General features: G+C 70.0%; 13 protein-coding genes and 1 pseudogene. 8 read left to right on the plus strand and 6 right to left on the minus strand.

The annotated features are described in order from the left end of the window. The 4 genes from F3I62_RS02430 (at nt 1) to F3I62_RS02445 (ending at nt 4,463) form a co-directional block, all read left to right on the plus strand. Nucleotides 1–882: an endonuclease/exonuclease/phosphatase family protein gene (locus F3I62_RS02430; RefSeq protein ID WP_160488089.1), complete on the plus strand. Its 882-nt coding sequence runs from the start codon at nt 1–3 to the stop codon at nt 880–882. Continuing rightward, nucleotides 879–2,762 carry a GGDEF domain-containing protein gene (locus F3I62_RS02435; protein WP_160488090.1) on the plus strand — a complete coding sequence of 628 codons (1,884 nt, stop codon included), beginning with the start codon at nt 879–881 and terminating at the stop codon, nt 2,760–2,762. Before F3I62_RS02430 ends, F3I62_RS02435 begins: the two co-directional genes overlap by 4 nt. A 120-nt stretch (nt 2,763–2,882) precedes the next feature. After that, nucleotides 2,883–3,476: a MarC family protein gene (locus F3I62_RS02440; RefSeq protein WP_160488091.1), complete on the plus strand. Its 594-nt coding sequence runs from the start codon at nt 2,883–2,885 to the stop codon at nt 3,474–3,476. Between the two features lie 207 nt (nt 3,477–3,683). Then, nucleotides 3,684–4,463 carry an N-acetylmuramoyl-L-alanine amidase gene (locus F3I62_RS02445; RefSeq protein WP_160488092.1) on the plus strand — a complete coding sequence of 260 codons (780 nt, stop codon included), beginning with the start codon at nt 3,684–3,686 and terminating at the stop codon, nt 4,461–4,463. 18 nt (nt 4,464–4,481) lie between these two features. Here F3I62_RS02445 and F3I62_RS02450 read toward each other — a convergent pair whose 3' ends face one another. Next, nucleotides 4,482–5,135 (minus strand): DUF3313 domain-containing protein, encoded by a 654-nt coding sequence (locus F3I62_RS02450; RefSeq protein ID WP_160488093.1) that lies wholly within the window; start codon nt 5,133–5,135, stop codon nt 4,482–4,484. Between the two features lie 185 nt (nt 5,136–5,320). Between F3I62_RS02450 and F3I62_RS02455 the strand changes: the two genes are divergently transcribed. After that, nucleotides 5,321–6,547, plus strand: coding sequence for a nucleoside recognition domain-containing protein (locus F3I62_RS02455; RefSeq protein WP_160488094.1), 1,227 nt, complete (start codon nt 5,321–5,323; stop codon nt 6,545–6,547). A gap of 118 nt (nt 6,548–6,665) precedes the next feature. Here the strand turns inward: F3I62_RS02455 and norR are convergent, their stop codons facing one another. Further along, nucleotides 6,666–8,219, minus strand: a complete 1,554-nt coding sequence (gene norR, locus F3I62_RS02460) for a nitric oxide reductase transcriptional regulator NorR (protein WP_160488423.1) — start codon at nt 8,217–8,219, stop codon at nt 6,666–6,668. A 151-nt stretch (nt 8,220–8,370) separates the two neighbouring features. Between norR and hmpA the strand changes: the two genes are divergently transcribed. Then, complete coding sequence (gene hmpA / locus F3I62_RS02465; protein WP_160488095.1) at nt 8,371–9,552, plus strand: NO-inducible flavohemoprotein; 1,182 nt, start codon at nt 8,371–8,373, stop codon at nt 9,550–9,552. A gap of 123 nt (nt 9,553–9,675) precedes the next feature. On the opposite strand, the gene F3I62_RS02470 is transcribed toward hmpA, so the two are convergent. Next, complete coding sequence (locus F3I62_RS02470; RefSeq protein WP_160488096.1) at nt 9,676–10,683, minus strand: DUF5924 family protein; 1,008 nt, start codon at nt 10,681–10,683, stop codon at nt 9,676–9,678. A 200-nt stretch (nt 10,684–10,883) separates the two neighbouring features. On the opposite strand from F3I62_RS02470, the gene F3I62_RS02475 reads away from it, so the two are divergent. Both F3I62_RS02475 and F3I62_RS02480 read left to right on the plus strand, forming a co-directional pair. Beyond that, a complete protein-coding gene (locus F3I62_RS02475; RefSeq protein ID WP_160488097.1) occupies nt 10,884–11,879 on the plus strand; it encodes a TerC family protein in 996 nt (331 codons plus the stop codon). A gap of 57 nt (nt 11,880–11,936) precedes the next feature. Then, nucleotides 11,937–12,224 (plus strand): hypothetical protein, encoded by a 288-nt coding sequence (locus F3I62_RS02480; protein WP_160488098.1) that lies wholly within the window; start codon nt 11,937–11,939, stop codon nt 12,222–12,224. A 21-nt stretch (nt 12,225–12,245) separates the two neighbouring features. Here F3I62_RS02480 and F3I62_RS20465 read toward each other — a convergent pair whose 3' ends face one another. The 3 genes and pseudogenes from F3I62_RS20465 to F3I62_RS02490 all read right to left on the minus strand — a co-directional run bounded on the left by F3I62_RS20465 (nt 12,246) and on the right by F3I62_RS02490 (nt 16,093). Beyond that, the gene (locus F3I62_RS20465; protein ID WP_372240075.1) at nt 12,246–12,965 is read right to left on the minus strand and encodes a methyl-accepting chemotaxis protein; all 720 of its coding nucleotides are present in this window, start codon (nt 12,963–12,965) and stop codon (nt 12,246–12,248) included. Nucleotides 12,966–13,130: 165 nt separating this feature from the next. Continuing rightward, a pseudogene (locus tag F3I62_RS20470) lies at nt 13,131–13,835 on the minus strand (PAS domain-containing protein); the annotation flags it as partial. Then, entirely contained in the window at nt 13,832–16,093 is a 2,262-nt protein-coding gene (locus tag F3I62_RS02490) for a bifunctional diguanylate cyclase/phosphodiesterase (protein WP_160488100.1), read from the minus strand. The pseudogene F3I62_RS20470 and the gene F3I62_RS02490, both read right to left, overlap by 4 nt. Between the last annotated feature and the right edge of the window lie 17 nt (nt 16,094–16,110).

Here is a 16,110-nt window from a genome sequence, read left to right on the forward strand (position 1 = left end):
ATGCTGCGCCGCTGGAATTCCGGGCGTTCGATCGGCCTGCACCCGCCGCAGGTCAACGGCCGTTGTCCGGATTCCAGCGGCCTGCCCTGCGACGGCCTGCTGCGCCTGCTCAGCTTCAATATCCAGGTCGGCATCAGCACCGAGCGCTATCGCCACTACCTGACCCGCGGTTGGCAGCACCTGCTGCCGCACCGCGGACGGGCCGGCAACCTGCAGAAGATCGGCGCGCTGCTCGGCGACTACGACCTGGTGGCCCTGCAGGAGGCCGATGGTGGCAGCCTGCGCTCCGGCTTCGTCAACCAGGTCCAGCACCTCGCCGAACTCGGCGCCTTCCCCTACTGGTACCAGCAGCTCAACCGCAACCTCGGGCGCTTCGCCCAGCACAGCAACGGCGTGCTCAGCCGCTTGCGCCCGTGCCGCCTGGAAGACCATCCGCTGCCCGGCCCGCCGGGGCGCGGGGCGATCCTGCTGGCGTTTGGCGAAGGCGCGGACGCCCTGGCGGTGGTGGTCATGCACCTGGCGCTGGGTGCGGGCACCCGCACCCGCCAGCTGGCCTACATCCGCGAGCTGATCGGCGGCTATCGCCACCAGGTGCTGATGGGCGACATGAACACCCATGCCCTCGATCTGCTGCAGCACTCGCCGCTGCGCGACCTCGGCCTGCTCGCGCCGCAGGTCGAGGCGACCTTTCCCAGCTGGCGGCCGCAACGCTGCCTCGACCATATCCTGCTCAGCCCGGGCCTGGCCCTGGAACGGGTGGCGGTGCTCAGTCAGCCGATTTCCGACCATCTGCCGGTCGCCGTCGATATCCGCCTGCCGGCCGCGCTGTGCGGCGCGATGGCTCCCCAGCTGAAACCGCTCGCCACTGGATCGCTGCCATGACCGATGATGCCCAGCGCTGGAAAGCCAAGTACCTCGAGAATCTGGAACAGCAGGAAAAGCTGGAGCAGCGCTGGGAGGCCCGCCTCGACCTGCTGCGCCGCGGCCTGGTGCGCAGCTCCCTGGCCGCCGAGGGTGCGGACAAGGCCGTCGACCAGTGCATGCGCGAGCTGCGCGAGATCATCCGCGGCGAGCAGATGGATGCCGGCCTGGCCGCACTGATCCCGCGCCTGGAAAAGGCCGTGCTCGAGTCCGAGCAGCGTCGTCAGCAACGCAGCGCGCAGAATGTCGCCGGGATCACCGGCCTGACCGAGCAGCTGCTGGCCCTGGAGCTGCCGCGCGAGGTGCGCAAGGCGCTCAAGCAGTTCGCCAGGCGCATCGACGAACGGGCCAGCCAGTCCCGCGAGCTGCCGGCCCTGCTGGCCGAGCTGAGCAGCCTGCAGCACAAGGTGCTGGAGGTGCTGGGCAGCGACCAGGTCGCCCGCCCCGGCCTGCTGCAGCGCCTGTTCGGCGGCCGCGACGAGGCCGCTGCCGGCCAGGCCCCGACAGAAGCACCGAGCGCGACACCGCCGGCGGCCACCGCCGAGCCGCTGCCGGTGGCTGGCGAGCAGGCGCAGGTCGCCCCACCGAGCCCGCCCCCCGCCCCCGTTACGCCAGCTCCCGCGCCAGAGGTAGTGGCTGCTCAGCCCGCCGCGGCAGCGCTGCCCCAGGTCGATGCCATTGAAGGGCCGGCGCCGTTCAAGCCGACCGCCACCCTCGATAGCCTGCCGCTGGATGCGCGCTTCTTCACCGGCAGCGACGACCCGGCCTATGCCTTGCCGGAGTCGGCCGAGCCGGGCTACAGCGCGGTGGCGGTGCACGTGGCGCAAAGCCTGCTGGGCCTGCTCGACGAACTGGAGCTGCCGGCGCGCCACCAGCCCCAGGGCGAGGCCCTGCGCGAGCGCCTGCAGGGCGGCCTGAACTGGTACGAGCTGGTGCCGCTGCTGGACGACCTGGCGGTGCTGGTGCTGGCGGTGACCGACAGCGGCCAGCGTGAGTTTGCCGGCTACCTGAAGCAGCTCAACGAGCGCCTGGCGGCCTTTCTCGGCACCCTCAGCGAGGCCCACGAGGGCTACAGCGAGTCGATCGAAAGCGCGCGCAGCTTCAACCGCGAGCTGCGCGAACAGGTCGGCGGGCTGCAGGCCAGCGTGCAGGGGGCGGCCGACCTGGACGACCTCAAGCACGTCCTGGAGACGCGCCTCGACGGCCTGCTGAGCACCGTCGCCGAGCACCAGCGCCAGCGCGAGGGCCGCGAGGCCGATGTGGCCGAACGCCTGCAGGCCTTGGTACAGCGGGTCGCGGAGATGGAACAGGAGGCGCAGGTGTTCCGCGATCACCTCGAGGAACAGCGGCAGAAGGCCCTGATCGACCCGCTCACCGGCCTGCCCAACCGCGCCGGCTGGAGCGAACGGCTGGAGCTGGAGGTGGCACGCTGGCAGCGCTACGGCGGCGAGCTGCTGCTGGCGGTGCTGGATGTCGACCACTTCAAGCGGATCAACGATGGCTACGGCCACCTGGCCGGCGACAAGGTGCTGAAGATCATCGCCAGCGAGCTGGGCAAGCGCCTGCGCAAGACCGACTTCATCGCCCGCTTCGGCGGCGAGGAGTTTGTCCTGCTGGTCCCCACCACCCCGCTGGCGGGCGGCCAGCAGCTGATGGAAACCCTGCGCCTGGCCATCGAGGCCTGTCCCTTCCACTTCCGTGGCGAGCGGGTGACCATCACCCTGTCGGGCGGCATCACCGCCTTTGCCGCCGGCGAGTCGGCCGAGCAGGTGTTCGACCGCGCCGATCAGGCGCTGTACCGGGCCAAGGGCGAAGGGCGCAACCGCATCCTGGTGGTCTAAGCCGTCGCCGGCCAGAGCAGGCGCCGCGGGGCGTCGCCTGGCTGGCCGCGAATGCCGCGCCAGCCACAGCCGTGCAGGCGGGCGCCGGCTAAACTAGGCATTTGCGCAAGAGAGTGGAACATGGACATTTTCGGCATCGCCGTCCTGGTGTTTCTGGTCACCGACCCGTTCGGCAACATCGCCATTTTCCTCGCCGCCCTGAAGACCGTGGCTCCCGAGCGGCGCCTGCGCGTGGCGCTGCGCGAGCTGTTGTTCGCCCTGGCCCTGCTGATGCTGTTCCTCACCTTCGGCGACAAGATCCTCAGCGGTCTCGGGCTGTCGCGCGAGGCCACGGCGATTGCCGGCGGCATCATCCTGTTCGTCATCGCCATGCGCCTGATCTTCCCCCGGCCCGAGGGCGTGCTCGGCGACCTGCCGGATGGCGAGCCGCTGCTGGTGCCGCTGGCCACGCCGGCGGTGGCCGGGCCTTCGGCGCTGGCGGTGCTGATGACCCTGCGCAATACCCACGAAGGCGCGCTGTGGGAACTGTACCTGGCGGTCGGCCTGGCCTGGCTGGGCACCGCGCTGATCCTCCTGCAGGCCTCCTGGCTGCAGCGCTTCCTCGGTGCGCGCGGCCTGACGGCGGTGGAACGGCTGACCGGCATGCTGCTGATCATGCTCAGCGTCGACATGCTCCTGGACAACCTGCAGAGCGTGTTACATATCGCCCCCTGAGAACCTGTTCACGATCTCCTGTCCGTCGGCCATACCGCGTTAAAACCAGGCTCGGAATGCTCATTTACAACTCGTAAACTCCGCTTCCTCGCCTGTTTTTGCCTTGTCTGGCTCTAGTCCAAAAGATCGTGAACAGGTTCTGAGCCGTCCCGCAGCGGCCGGGCGGCGGGTTAAACTGCGCGCCCGCCCCCAGCCGTGCCGACCCCGATGCGCCTCGTCTTCCTCGCCTTCTCCGCCCTGTTCCTGGCCGCCTGCAGCAGCGGCCCGTCGATCAACGACAGTTTCAGCGCACGCAGCCAGAGCAGCCGGGTGCAGTACATCGTGCTGCACTACACCTCGACCGACCTGGCCCATTCCCTGGCCTTGCTGACCGAGGGCGAGGTGAGCAGCCATTACCTGATCGACGCCAACCCGCCGACCATCTATCGCCTGGTCGATGAGGACCGCCGCGCCTGGCATGCCGGCGACAGTGCCTGGCAGGGACGCACCTGGCTGAATGCCAGCACCCTGGGCATCGAGCTGGTCAACCAGGGCTATGCCGAGGGGCCCAACGGGCTGGCCTGGCAGCCCTACAGCGAGGCGCAGATCGGCGCGCTGATCGAGCTGCTCAAGGACCTGGTGCGGCGTCACCAGTTGCCGATCGACAGCATCATCGGTCACAGCGACATCGCCCCGCAGCGCAAGGTCGACCCGGGCCCGCTGTTTCCCTGGCGGCGTCTGGCCGAGGCCGGGCTGATCCGCTGGCCGGATGCCGCCGCCGTGGCCCGCGAGCAGGCGCGCTTCGCCACGGCCCTGCCGGATCCGGCCTGGTTCCAGGGGCAGCTGCAGCAGCTGGGTTTCGTCACGCCGCAGAGCGGCGTGTTGGACGATGCCACGCGCAACGTGCTGGCGGCCTTGCAGATGAAATACCGCCCGGCCCGCTACGACGGCGAGCCGGACGCGGAAACCGCCGCCATCCTGCAGGTGCTCAACCAGCCTGGCGGCTGAGACCCGGCCGGGTCCGCCTCAGGGGCGGAAGTTGCGGGCGTCGAGGGCCCAGACATCCAGCGCCGGCTTGAGGTCGTCGAGGCTCAGCTGGGTATTCTGGTTTTCCAGGGCCAGGCCGTGGCCCTTGCGTACCACCCGGGCCACCGGCTTGCTGGTGCGGGCGTCCAGCACCTCGATCTCGACATAGATCTCGGTCGTGCGGTCGCGGGTACCGGCGGCGGTGCTGGCGGCGGCGGCGACCAGGGCGATGGGGATGACCTCGTAGACCTTCAGGCCTTCGGCCGACACGTCCACCGCGGTGATCGCGCTGCGCATCACCAGGCTGTCGTGGTTGGCCTGCTCGACCACCACCAGGCGCCCCTGCATTTCGCGCTTCAGGGCCTGTTGCAGGTAGCTGGCGATCTCGTTCAGGGCGTCCTGGCCGACCTGCTCGCTCGGGGTCGGGGCCGGGTAGAACTGCGGTTTTTCCACCAGGATCGAGCTGTAGTTTGCCAGCTTGAAGTCCGGCGAGACCCAGCGCATCACCGGCGCGCCGCTGGCCGAGGTGGTCGCCTGCAGCTGCGAATAGTCGCCGAGGAAGCCCGAGTATTGCTCGGGCTGGGTGGTCTGGCTGGCGCAGCCGGCCAGCAGCAGGCTGCCGCCGAGGCTGAGAGCGAGCATCAAGTGTTTCATCCCTGTACTCCTGAGGTTGAGCGCGTCATCCGACGCTAGTGGCGAGCGAAACAGTGGCACATTCGGCCGGCAGTTTTCATGTGCTTTTTCGTCGCGCCGATCCGCGCCGGCCGCACGTCGGGCCTGATGGATGGCCGCCGCTGGCCGGCCCCGCTATCATCCGCGCCATCGACTGGGGGTGACCGATGCTCAATGGCCTGTGGCTGGGATTCTTCGTGGTGGCGGCGCTCGCCGCGCTGGTGCGCTGGCTAGGCGGCGATGTGGCGGTGTGGGCGGCCATGGTCGAGAGCCTGTTCGCCATGGCCAAGGTCTCGGTCGAGCTGATGGTGGTGCTGTTTGGCACCCTGACCCTGTGGCTGGGCTTTCTGCGCATCGCCGAGCAGGCCGGCCTGGTCGACCTGCTCGGGCGCGCCCTCGGCCCGCTGTTCGCCCGCCTGATGCCGGAGGTGCCGCGCGGCCATCCGGCGCTCGGCCTGATCACCCTCAACTTCGCCGCCAACGGCCTGGGCCTGGACAACGCCGCCACGCCGATCGGGCTCAAGGCGATGAAGGCCCTGCAGGAGCTCAACCCCAGCGCCACGGTGGCGAGCAACGCGCAGATCCTGTTTCTGGTGCTCAACGCCTCGTCGCTGACCCTGCTGCCGGTATCAATCTTCATGTACCGCGTGCAGCAGGGCGCTGCCGACCCGACCCTGGTATTCCTGCCGATCCTCCTGGCCACCAGCGCCTCGACCCTGGCCGGCCTGCTGGCGGTGGCGCTGATGCAGCGCCTGCGCCTGTGGGACCCGGTGGTGCTGGCCTACCTGATTCCAGGGGCCTTGTTATTGGGCGGCTTCATGGCCCTGCTCGGCGGGCTGACCGCCACGGCCCTGGCGGCGCTGTCGTCGCTGCTCGGCAACCTGGTGCTGTTCGGCCTGATCCTGCTGTTCCTGCTGGTCGGCTGGCTGCGCCGGGTGCCGGTCTATGAAACCTTCGTCGACGGCGCCAAGGAAGGCTTCGAGGTGGCCAAGAACCTGCTGCCCTACCTAGTCGCCATGCTCTGCGCGATCGGCGTGCTGCGTGCCTCCGGCGCCCTGGATTTCGGCCTGGACGGCATCCGTAGCCTGATCGAATGGGCCGGCTGGGATACCCGCTTCGTCGATGCCCTGCCCACCGCCCTGGTCAAGCCGTTCTCCGGCAGCGCGGCGCGCGCCATGCTCATCGAGACCATGCAGACCCATGGTGTCGACAGCTTCCCGGCCCTGGTGGCGGCGACCATCCAGGGCAGCACCGAGACCACCTTCTACGTGCTGGCCGTGTACTTCGGCGCGGTCGGCATCCAGCGCGCCCGTCACGCGGTGGGCTGCGCCCTGGTCGCCGACCTGGCCGGGGTGCTGGCGGCCATCGGCGTGTGCTACTGGTTCTTCGGCTAAGCGCCTGCTGCCCCCTGCTGCGCTTTTGTAGGGTGCGCCGTGCGTACCGGCCGGCACCGGGCGGGTCCAGGTGCGCACCCTACTCGCGTGAGCAGACGCCAAGCCGCTTGTACGGGATCTATTTCAGCCCCAGGCGGCTGGCCAGGCGGTGCAGGTTGGCGCGGTCCAGGCCCAGCTCGCGGGCGGCGGCGGCCCAGTTGCCCTGCTGGCGCTGCAGGGCGGCCTGGATCAGCTGGCGCTGGTAGGCCTCGACGGCCTGGCGCAGGTCGATGGCGGTGCTGCTGGCGGGCGGCGGATTGGGGCTGCTGGCCGGCGCCGCCGCGGCTGCCGGCAGCAGATCGAGGTCGGCCACTTCCAGGCTGAGGATGCGCGGGCGCTGCGGCTGGCGGGCCAGGGCCTTGAGCGCGGCGCGGCCGATCAGGTGTTCCAGTTCGCGCACGTTGCCCGGCCAGGTGTGGGCCAGCAGCGCGGCCTGGGCCTCGGCGCTCAGGCGCAGGCCGCGCAGGTTGAGGCGCGCACGGTTCTGCTCGAGGAAGCAGCCGGCCAGCAGCAACACGTCGCGGCCGCGCTCGCGCAGCGGCGGCACCAGCAGGGGGTAGACGCTCAGGCGGTGGTAGAGGTCGGCGCGAAAGCGCCCGGCGCGCACCTCCTCGGCCAGGTCGCGGTTGCTCGCGGCGAGGATGCGCACGTCCACCCGGTGCTCGCGGTCCGAGCCCAGGCGCTGCAGCTGGCCGCTCTGCAGCACCCGCAGCAGCTTGGCCTGCACCGCCAGCGGCAGCTCGCCGACCTCGTCGAGGAACAGGGTGCCGCCGTCGGCCAGCTCGAACTTGCCGCTGCGTTCGCTGAGCGCGCCGGAGAAGGCGCCGCGCACATGGCCGAACAACTCGCTTTCCACCAGGGCTTCCGGCAGCGCCGCGCAGTTGAGGCTGATCAGCGGCTGGGCGGCGCGCAGCGAGCGGGCGTGCAGGGTCTGCGCCACCAGTTCCTTGCCGACCCCGGTGGCGCCGCCGATCAGCACGGTCAGGTCGCTGCCGGCCACCGTGTCGATTTCCTGGAGCAGGCGCTTGAACGCGGCGCTCTGGCCGATCAGTTCGGCATGCGCCACCTGCCCGGCCAGCGCGCGGTAGCGTTCGGCCAGCTGGTGTTCGGCGGCGGCCTGGCGGCTCAGGTTGAGCAGCCGGCCGCTGGCGCGCACGCTGGCGGCGGCCAGGCGGGCGAAGGTTTCCAGGTTGTCCAGGTCGCTCTGGGCGAAGCGCGCCGGGTCGAGGCTGTCGAGGGTCAGCAGGCCCCAGGGCTGTTCGTCGATGAACAGCGGACAGCCCAGGCAGTCGTGTACTTCCAGTTGCCCGGCGTGGCGCTCGACCAGGCCGTCGTAGGGGTCGGGCAGGCCGCTGTCGGCGGCGAAGCGGGTCGGCCCCGGATGGGCCAGCAGTGCCTGGAAGCGCGGGTGCTCGCTGACCAGGAAGCGCCGGCCGAGGGTGTCGGTGCTGAGGCCGTCCACCGCCAGCGGGATCAGCTGCTCGCCCTCCAGGCGCAGCAGCGCGCTGGCGTCGCAGGGGATCAGCGTGCGCAGGGCGCTGAGCAGGCGGCGGTAGCGTTCGCCCTCGCTCAGCTCGCGGCTGAGGTCGTCGACCAGCGGCAGCAGGGCCTGCAGCAGTGGCGTAGTCATGATGACTCCATGCGGTCTGAATGACAGCTAAGCAGATGCTGTCTAAAGCACAACATAGCGCATAACTCACTGATTTATATAGGGCAAATAGCTGGCACGCTTCGTGGATTGTTCTCGGCAGAATTCAAACCTGCGTGCAATCAAGGAGTTACCCATGCTGTCCGGCGAACAAATCGCGATCATCAAGGCCACCGTGCCGCTGCTGGAAAGCGGCGGCGAAGCCCTGACCAGCCACTTCTACCGCCTGATGCTCGGCGAGTACCCCGAGGTGCGCCCGCTGTTCAACCAGGCCCACCAGGCCAGCGGCGACCAGCCGCGCGCCCTGGCCAACGGCGTGCTGATGTACGCCCGGCATATCGACCGCCTGCAGGAACTCGGCCCGCTGGTCGGGCAGATCGTCAACAAGCATGTCTCGCTGCAGATCCTGCCCGAGCACTACCCGATCGTCGGCAGCTGCCTGTTGCGGGCGATCCGCGAGGTGCTCGGCGCCGAAGTCGCCAGCGATGCGGTGATCGACGCCTGGGCCGCCGCCTACGGCCAGCTGGCCGAGCTGCTGATCGGCGCCGAGGAGGAAGTCTATGCCGCCACCGAACGCGCCCCCGGCGGCTGGCGCGGCGGCCGGCTGTTCCGCGTGGTACGCAAGGTGGCGGAAAGCGAGGAAATCACTTCGTTCCACCTGCAGCCGAGCGATGGCGGCGCCGTGGTGGACTTCGTCCCCGGCCAGTACATCGGCCTGCGCCTGCAGCTGGACGGCGAGGAAGTGCGCCGCAACTATTCGCTGTCGGCCGCGCCGAACGGCCGCGAGTACCGCATCAGCGTCAAGCGCGAGGTCGGCGGGCGGGTCTCCAACCACCTGCATGACCAGGTCCGGGAAGGCAGCGAGCTGGAGCTGTTCGCCCCGGCCGGCGAGTTCAGCCTGACGCCGTCGCGCAAGCCGCTGCTGCTGATCAGTGCCGGGGTCGGCATCACCCCGCTGCTGGCCATGCTGGAAGACGCGGTGCACAGCGGCCGGCCGATCCGCTTCATCCACTGCGCGCGGCATGCCGGGGTGCAGGCCTTCGCCGCGCGGGTCGACGAGCTGGCTGCGCAGCATCCGCAGCTGCAGCGCTTCTACTGCTTCGAGGAGCGCCGCGCCGGCGATGGCGGCGATGCCACCGGCCGCCTCGGCCGCGAGCAGCTGCAGGCCTGGCTGCCGGCCGAGCGCGATGTGGATGCCTATTTCCTCGGGCCCAAGCCGTTCATGGCCCAGATCAAACGCCAGCTGCGCGAGCTGGGCGTGCCGCCACAGCAGACCCGCTACGAGTTCTTCGGTCCGGCGGCGGCGCTGGAGGGCTGAGGCTGGCTCCCGGCCGCCGGTAAGTTCCGGCGGCCGGGCGTTGCTGACAGTGCGTAGGACGGGTGCAACCCGTGGCGGGGCCGCCGCCGGTTGCACCCGCCTGCCTATTGGCTCGGCGCCGAGCTATTCCCGGACCTCGAAACGCAGCACGCCGATCTGCTGGCCGGTCTCGGTGACCACCTGCACCTGCCAGTTGCCGACCACCGTGCTGGGGAAGTTGCGCTTGTGCGTCCAGGCCCGGTAGCCGCCCTGGCGCCCGCCGTTGATCTCCAGGGCGATGCGGTCGACCTCCACGCCTTCATGCCGCCAGACATGGTAGATGCGCTCGTTCAGCCCGCGCGGCGCGCTGATCGCGGTGTAGGCGTAGAGGCCGTCGCTGCGCAGCTGCTGCGCACTGACCTGCTGCAGGCTGCGGCCGGGGGTGCGCTGGTGCAGCTCGGCACTCACCGCCACGTCGGTCAGCCACAGGGTCGCCGGGGGAATCCACGGCCGTGCCAGCCAGGCGCCGGCCCCCAGCGTCGCGATCAGGCCGCTCATCGCCAGCCAGCGCCGCCAGTTGTGCAGGCGCAGTTCGCCGGCCAGGCTGGGCACGGCCAGCAGCAGGGCGGTGGCCAGGGCCAGGCGGTAGCTCTGCGCGGTGGTCTGCTGCAGCAGCAGCGGCAGCGCGGTGAGCAGCACGGCGAACAGGGTCAGGGTGTGGTAGCTCAGGTACAGCCAGCGCCGCGCCGCCAGCCACTTGTAGTACAGCGGGTCGGTGATGGCCAGCAGGGCGGCGGCGCCGAGCAGGCTGGTGAACACCAGCTGGCCGCTGTTCCAGGCGGTGGTGATGAAGAAGAACGGCAAGACGAAGAACAGGCTTTCCTGGTGGATCAGCTGGGTCAGGTAGCGCAGCAGCCTGGGCGGGATTTCCAGCCCCAGCCAGCGCGCCGCACTGCGCGTGAGCAGGCCTTCGAGCAGCAGCCAGGCCCAGCTCAGCAGCATCAGCACGGCGATCACCCGGCCCACGCCTTCCTGGCGGTCGACCAGGATGAAGCTGGCCACGCCGGAGCAGAAGCCGAAGGCGGCGATCAGCCCGGGGTAGCGTTGCAGCAGGGCGAGCAGGCGAAGGACGTGCGGTTTCCAGTGAGGCATCGGTGTCGGCGGCGAGGTGTTGCGGGGCGCGCATCATCGCACGGGCCCCGGCGGCGAGGACATACTTTGCAAAAGCCTGCTGGTTGAGTGCGGCGCCCCCCCTTGCCTATCCTGCGCACGTGACACCGGGCCCCTCTGACGGCTGATCGCCGCCATGTCGGAGTCACAGCTGGTACAACTTCGACTGCAAGGAGGGGCTCATGCACGCCTTACAACCGTTTCTCTTCGCCGACCTGCTCGGCACCGCCGTGTGGCTCTGGCTGCTGTTCCTGGGCGTGGTGATCGCCCTGCTGGCCTTCGACCTGGGCGTACTGCATCGCCACGACCGCGAGATCGGCGTCAAGGAAAGCCTGGCGCTGTCCGCCGGCTACATCAGCGCCGGCCTGCTGTTCGGCCTGTGGGTGTATTTCCAGAAAGGCGGCGACGCCGGCATGGACTACCTGACCGGCTTCCTCATCGAGAAATCGTTGTCGATGGACAACGTGTTCCTCATGGCGATGATCTTCAGCTTCCTGGCCATCCCCCGCCAGTACCAGCACAAGGTGCTGTTCTGGGGCATCCTCGGCGTGATCGTGCTGCGCGCCATCATGATCGGCCTGGGTGCCGCGCTGATTCACCAGTTCAGCTGGATCCTCTACGTGTTCGGCGTGTTCCTGGTGCTCACCGGAATCAAGATGCTGTTCGCCAAGGTCGACGCCGAGCCGGACCTGGCGGACAACCCCCTGGTCAAGTTCCTGCGCCGCCACCTGCGGGTCACCGAGCGCCTGCACGGGCAGCGCTTCTTCGTGCGCCAGGCGGATGCCGGCGGCAAGCGCGTGCTGTGGGTGACCCCGCTGTTCCTCGCCCTGATCCTGATCGAGTGCGCCGACCTGGTGTTCGCCGTGGACAGCGTGCCGGCGATCTTCGCCATCACCCAGGACCCCTTCATCGTCTACACCTCGAACATCTTCGCCATCCTCGGCCTGCGGGCCCTGTACTTCGCCCTGGCCGCTCTGATCCACCGCTTCGCCTACCTGAAGTACGCCCTGGCCCTGGTGCTGGTGTTCATCGGCAGCAAGATCTTCCTGGTCGGCATCATCGGCAAGATTCCGCCGGTCATCTCCCTCGGCGTGACCCTCGGCCTGCTGATCGGCGGGGTGCTGCTGTCGCTGTGGAAGACCCGCAACCTGCCGCCCGTTACGCAGTCCGAGAACTGATCCATTGCCGCCGTCGCCCGCAGCGGCGACGGCTCCATCTCACCAGAGGACATGAGCATGCACATGCTGTTGAAAACCACCCTCGGCGCCTGCGCCCTGCTGGCCCTGAGCGCCTGCGAGCGCGCCGAGCAGGCGGCCCAGGGGCTGGTCGAGAAGGCCGAACAGGCGGTGGTCGAGCAGGCCCGCGAGAGCCTCGGCGAAACCCTCGATCAGATCAACCAGACGGTCGACCAGGCCCAGGCGTCCGCTGACCAGTTGCTCGATCGCCCGGCCCCGCCGGCTGCCGCCGAAAAGCCCGCAGAGCCGGCGGCAGTGCCTGCGCCAGCGGTGACCCAGGAGCTCTGAGCCGGCCGCGCCGGGCGCGCCTCAGCCCGGCTGTTGCCGGCTCCAGGCCTGCTCCACCAGCAGCTGCAGGCGTTCGGCCAGGCCGGCCACGTGCTCGGCGCTGCTGCGGCTCTGGTCGCTGGCCACCACGGTGCTCTCGTTGGCCTGGCGGATGCCGCACAGGTTGCGCTGGATATCGTCGCCGACCGCGCTCTGCTGCTCCACGGCGGCGGCGATCTGGATGCTCATGTCGCTGATCTGGCCGACCCGCTGATTGATCCCGCCGAGGGCCTGGGCCGCCTGCAGGGCCTGTTCGACGCTGGCGCTGGCTTGCTGCTGGCTGCGCTGCATGGCCGCCACCGCCTGCCCGGTGCCCTGCTGCAGGGTGCCGATGATGGCGTTGATCTCGGCGGTGGACTGCTGGGTGCGCGAGGCCAGCCCGCGCACTTCGTCGGCGACCACGGCGAAGCCGCGCCCGGCCTCGCCGGCCCGCGCCGCCTCGATGGCGGCGTTCAGCGCCAGCAGGTTGGTCTGCTCGGCGATGCCCTGGATCACCTCCAGCACCTGGTTGATCTTCTGCCCGTGCAGCTCCAGCTGGTGGATCACCTGGCTGCTCTGCTGCACTTCGCCGGCCAGCGCGGCGATCAGCTGGCGGGTCTGCTCGACCAGCTGCAGGCCATTGGCGGTTTCCAGGTCGGCCTCGCTGGCCGCGCTGGCGCTGAGCTGGGCGTGGCGCGCCACCTCCTGCACGCTGGCCGCCATCTGGGCGATGGCGCTGGCCACCTGGGCGGTCTCGCCCTGCTGCTGCAGGCTGGCCTGGCTGCTGCTGTCCACCGCGGCGGCCAGCTCGCTGGCTTCCTGGCTGAGCTGGCGCGCCGAGTCGGCGATGCGCCCGACCACCGACCCGGATTCGGCCTGCAGGCTGCGCAGGGCGAAGGCCAGCTGGCCGAACTCGTCGTTGCGCGCGGTGTACACCCACTGGCTCAGCGGGTTGTCGGCGATGCGTCGGGCCTGCTCGGTCAGTGCCCGCAGCGGGCGCAGGCCGAGCTGCAGCAGGCCGCCGAGCAGCCCGGCCAGGGCCAGGCCACCGGCCAGGGCGGGCAGCATGGGCAGCGCGCCGCCCAGGCCGAGGGCCGTGGCCAGCGCCAGCACCGGCGCGCCCGCCAGCAGGCCGAGGCGTGCGGCCAGGCCCAGGCGCGGTGGGCGCAGCTGGCGCGGCGTGCGCCCGGCCCTCAGCTCGGCGTAGAGCTGCTCGGCGCGGGCCACCAGGGCCGGTTCGGCGCGGGTGCGCACCGACTGGTATTCGACCACCTGGCCGTTGCGCACCACTGGCGTGGCGTAGGCGCTGACCCAGTAGTGGTCGCCGTTCTTGCAGCGGTTCTTCACCAGGCCCATCCAGGCCTGGCCAGCCTTGAGGGTCTGCCAGAGGTGAGCGAAGGCCGCCGGCGGCATGTCCGGGTGGCGCACGATGTTGTGGTTGTGGCCGAGCAGTTCGGCCTCGTTGTAGCCGCTGATGGCGATGAAGTCCGGGTTGACGTAGCTGACCGCGCCCTTGAGATCGGTAGTGGACAGGATGTTGGCGTGGGCGGGCACGTCCACCGCACGCTGGCTGACCGGCAGGTTGATTTTCATTGTTGTAGTTCCGCAGGTACGGGGTGGGGAGTGGCCAGCGGCGCGTGGCCGCACAGCCCTTCGAAACGCTCTGCGCCGCTGAGCAGGCGCTGCAGCTCGGCGGCCGGGCGCGGCCGGCTGAACCAGTAGCCCTGGGCCAGCCGGCAGCCCTGCTCATGCAGGAAGTCCAGGTGCTCGGCGCGTTCCACGCCCTCGGCCACCACTTCCAGGCCGAGGCTGTGGCCGAGGCCGATGATCGCCCGGCTGATCGCCGCCAGTTCGCCATCCTGCGGCGCGCCGCCGATGAAGCTCTTGTCGATCTTGAGGATGTGCAGGGGGAAGCGCTTGAGGTAGCCGAGCGAGGAGTAGCCGGTGCCGAAGTCGTCCAGGGCCAGGCGCACGCCGAGGCCGGCCAGCTCGCGCAGGGCGATCAGGGTGGCGGTGCAGTCCTGCATCAGCTGGCTCTCGGTGATCTCGAGGATCAGGCTGGCCGGCGGCAGGCCGCTGGCCAGGAGGATGTCGGTGACCCGGGCGACGAAGTCGTCCTGCTGCAGCTGGCGGCTGGACAGGTTCACCGAACAGCGCAACTGCGCCTGCCCGGCCAGCTGCCAGGCACGCACCTGGCGGCAGGCCTGGGCCAGCACCCAGTCGCCGACCCGGAGGATCTCGCCGGACTCCTCCAGCGAGGGGATGAACGCCTGCGGCGGCACCAGGCTGTCGCCCTGGCGCCAGCGCAGCAGGGCCTCGACGCCGATCAGCTGGATCTCGCCCTGCTCAATGTGGCAGATCGGCTGGTAGTGCAGGACGAATTCGTCGCGGTCGAGGGCCTGGCCCAGCGCGCTCTCCAGCTCCAGCTGATAGCGCGCGCTGGTCTGCAGATCGGCGCTGTAGCGGGCGAACTGCGCCTTGCCGGCCTGCTTGGCGCGGTACAGGGCGAGGTCGGCGGCCTGCAGGGCATCCTGCGAGGCGTCGCTGGCCTGCAGCGCGGCGATGCCGATGCTGGCGCTGACCACCAGGGTCTGCTCGGCCAGGTGCAGCGGCAGGTGCAGGCTGTCGAGCATGCGCTGGGCGACCTGTTCGGCGTCGTTGGCGCTGGCCATGTCGGTGAGCAGCACGACGAACTCGTCGCCGCCGAAGCGGCACAGGTGGTCGCCGGGGCGCAGGCACTGGGCCAGGCGCCGGCCGACTTCGACCAGCACCTGGTCGCCGCACTGGTGGCCGAGGCTGTCGTTGATCAGCTTGAAGCGGTCGAGGTCGATGAACAGCAGGGCGGCCTGGCGCGCGCCGACCTTGCCCAGCTGCTGCAGGGCCTGGGCCAGCAGTTCGTCGAGGCGCAGGCGGTTGGCCAGGCCGGTCAGCGGGTCGTGGCGGGCGGCGTGGCGCAGCTGCTGCTCGACCGCCTTGCGCGCACTCACATCGCTCTGCGAGCCGGCGATCCGGCGTTGCCCGCCGGCGTCGGTCTCCGCCACGCCGCGCGCCAGCACCCACAGGTAGTCGCCGGCGCTGCGGCGCATGCGGTATTCGTGGTGAAGCAGGGCGCTGGCGCCGCGCAGGTGGGCGTCGATGGCCTGGCGCAGGCCGGGCAGGTCGTCCGGGTGGACCCGCGAGAACCAGCTGGCGCTGCCTTCGCCGAGGCTGTCGCGGCTCAGTCCGAGCATGCCGGCCCAGCGCTCGGAGACGTACAGCCGGTCGTGTTCCAGGTGCCAGTCCCAGATGCCGTCGTTGGCCCCGCGCAGGGCGCGGGCGAAGCGCGCCTCGCTGTCTTCCAGGGCCTTGCGCTGGGCCGCGCTGTAGGTGTCGATGGCCAGGGTCATGTCGAAGAACACCACCTTGAGCAGGCTGGCCAGCAGCGTGCGCTGTTCGGCGTCGGGGCACAGCTCGGCGAGCATCGAGTCGAGGTACAGGCGGTAGCCGCCCAGGTACCACTTCAGCTCGACCCCGGCGACCTGGTGGATCAGGCCGATGCGCAGGCGGCTGGCCACGTAGTCGCCGTCGTAGGGGCCGCGCCACAGGCGCTGGTAGTAATCCAGCTGGCTGTGCTTGAGGCGGGCCAGGGTGGCCTCGTCGCTGATCAGGCTGGCCGGCCCGGGAAACTCGCCGAGGTGCCGGTACAGGCGCTCGACGAACGTCTGCTGGGCGTGGTCCACGGCCGCCGCGGCGCCGTTCAGGAGCTGCGCATCCATGCCCTGCCAGTCGAGCAGGCGGCAGCGCTCGTCGACTTCCGCCTGGTCGAGGCCGATGCGGCGCATCAGTTCCTCGAGTGTTGCCACTGCGCCCATATGTCCTCCCTGTTGTT

The organism is Pseudomonas sp. R-28-1W-6 (assembly GCF_009799925.1).
Classification (GTDB): domain Bacteria; phylum Pseudomonadota; class Gammaproteobacteria; order Pseudomonadales; family Pseudomonadaceae; genus Aquipseudomonas.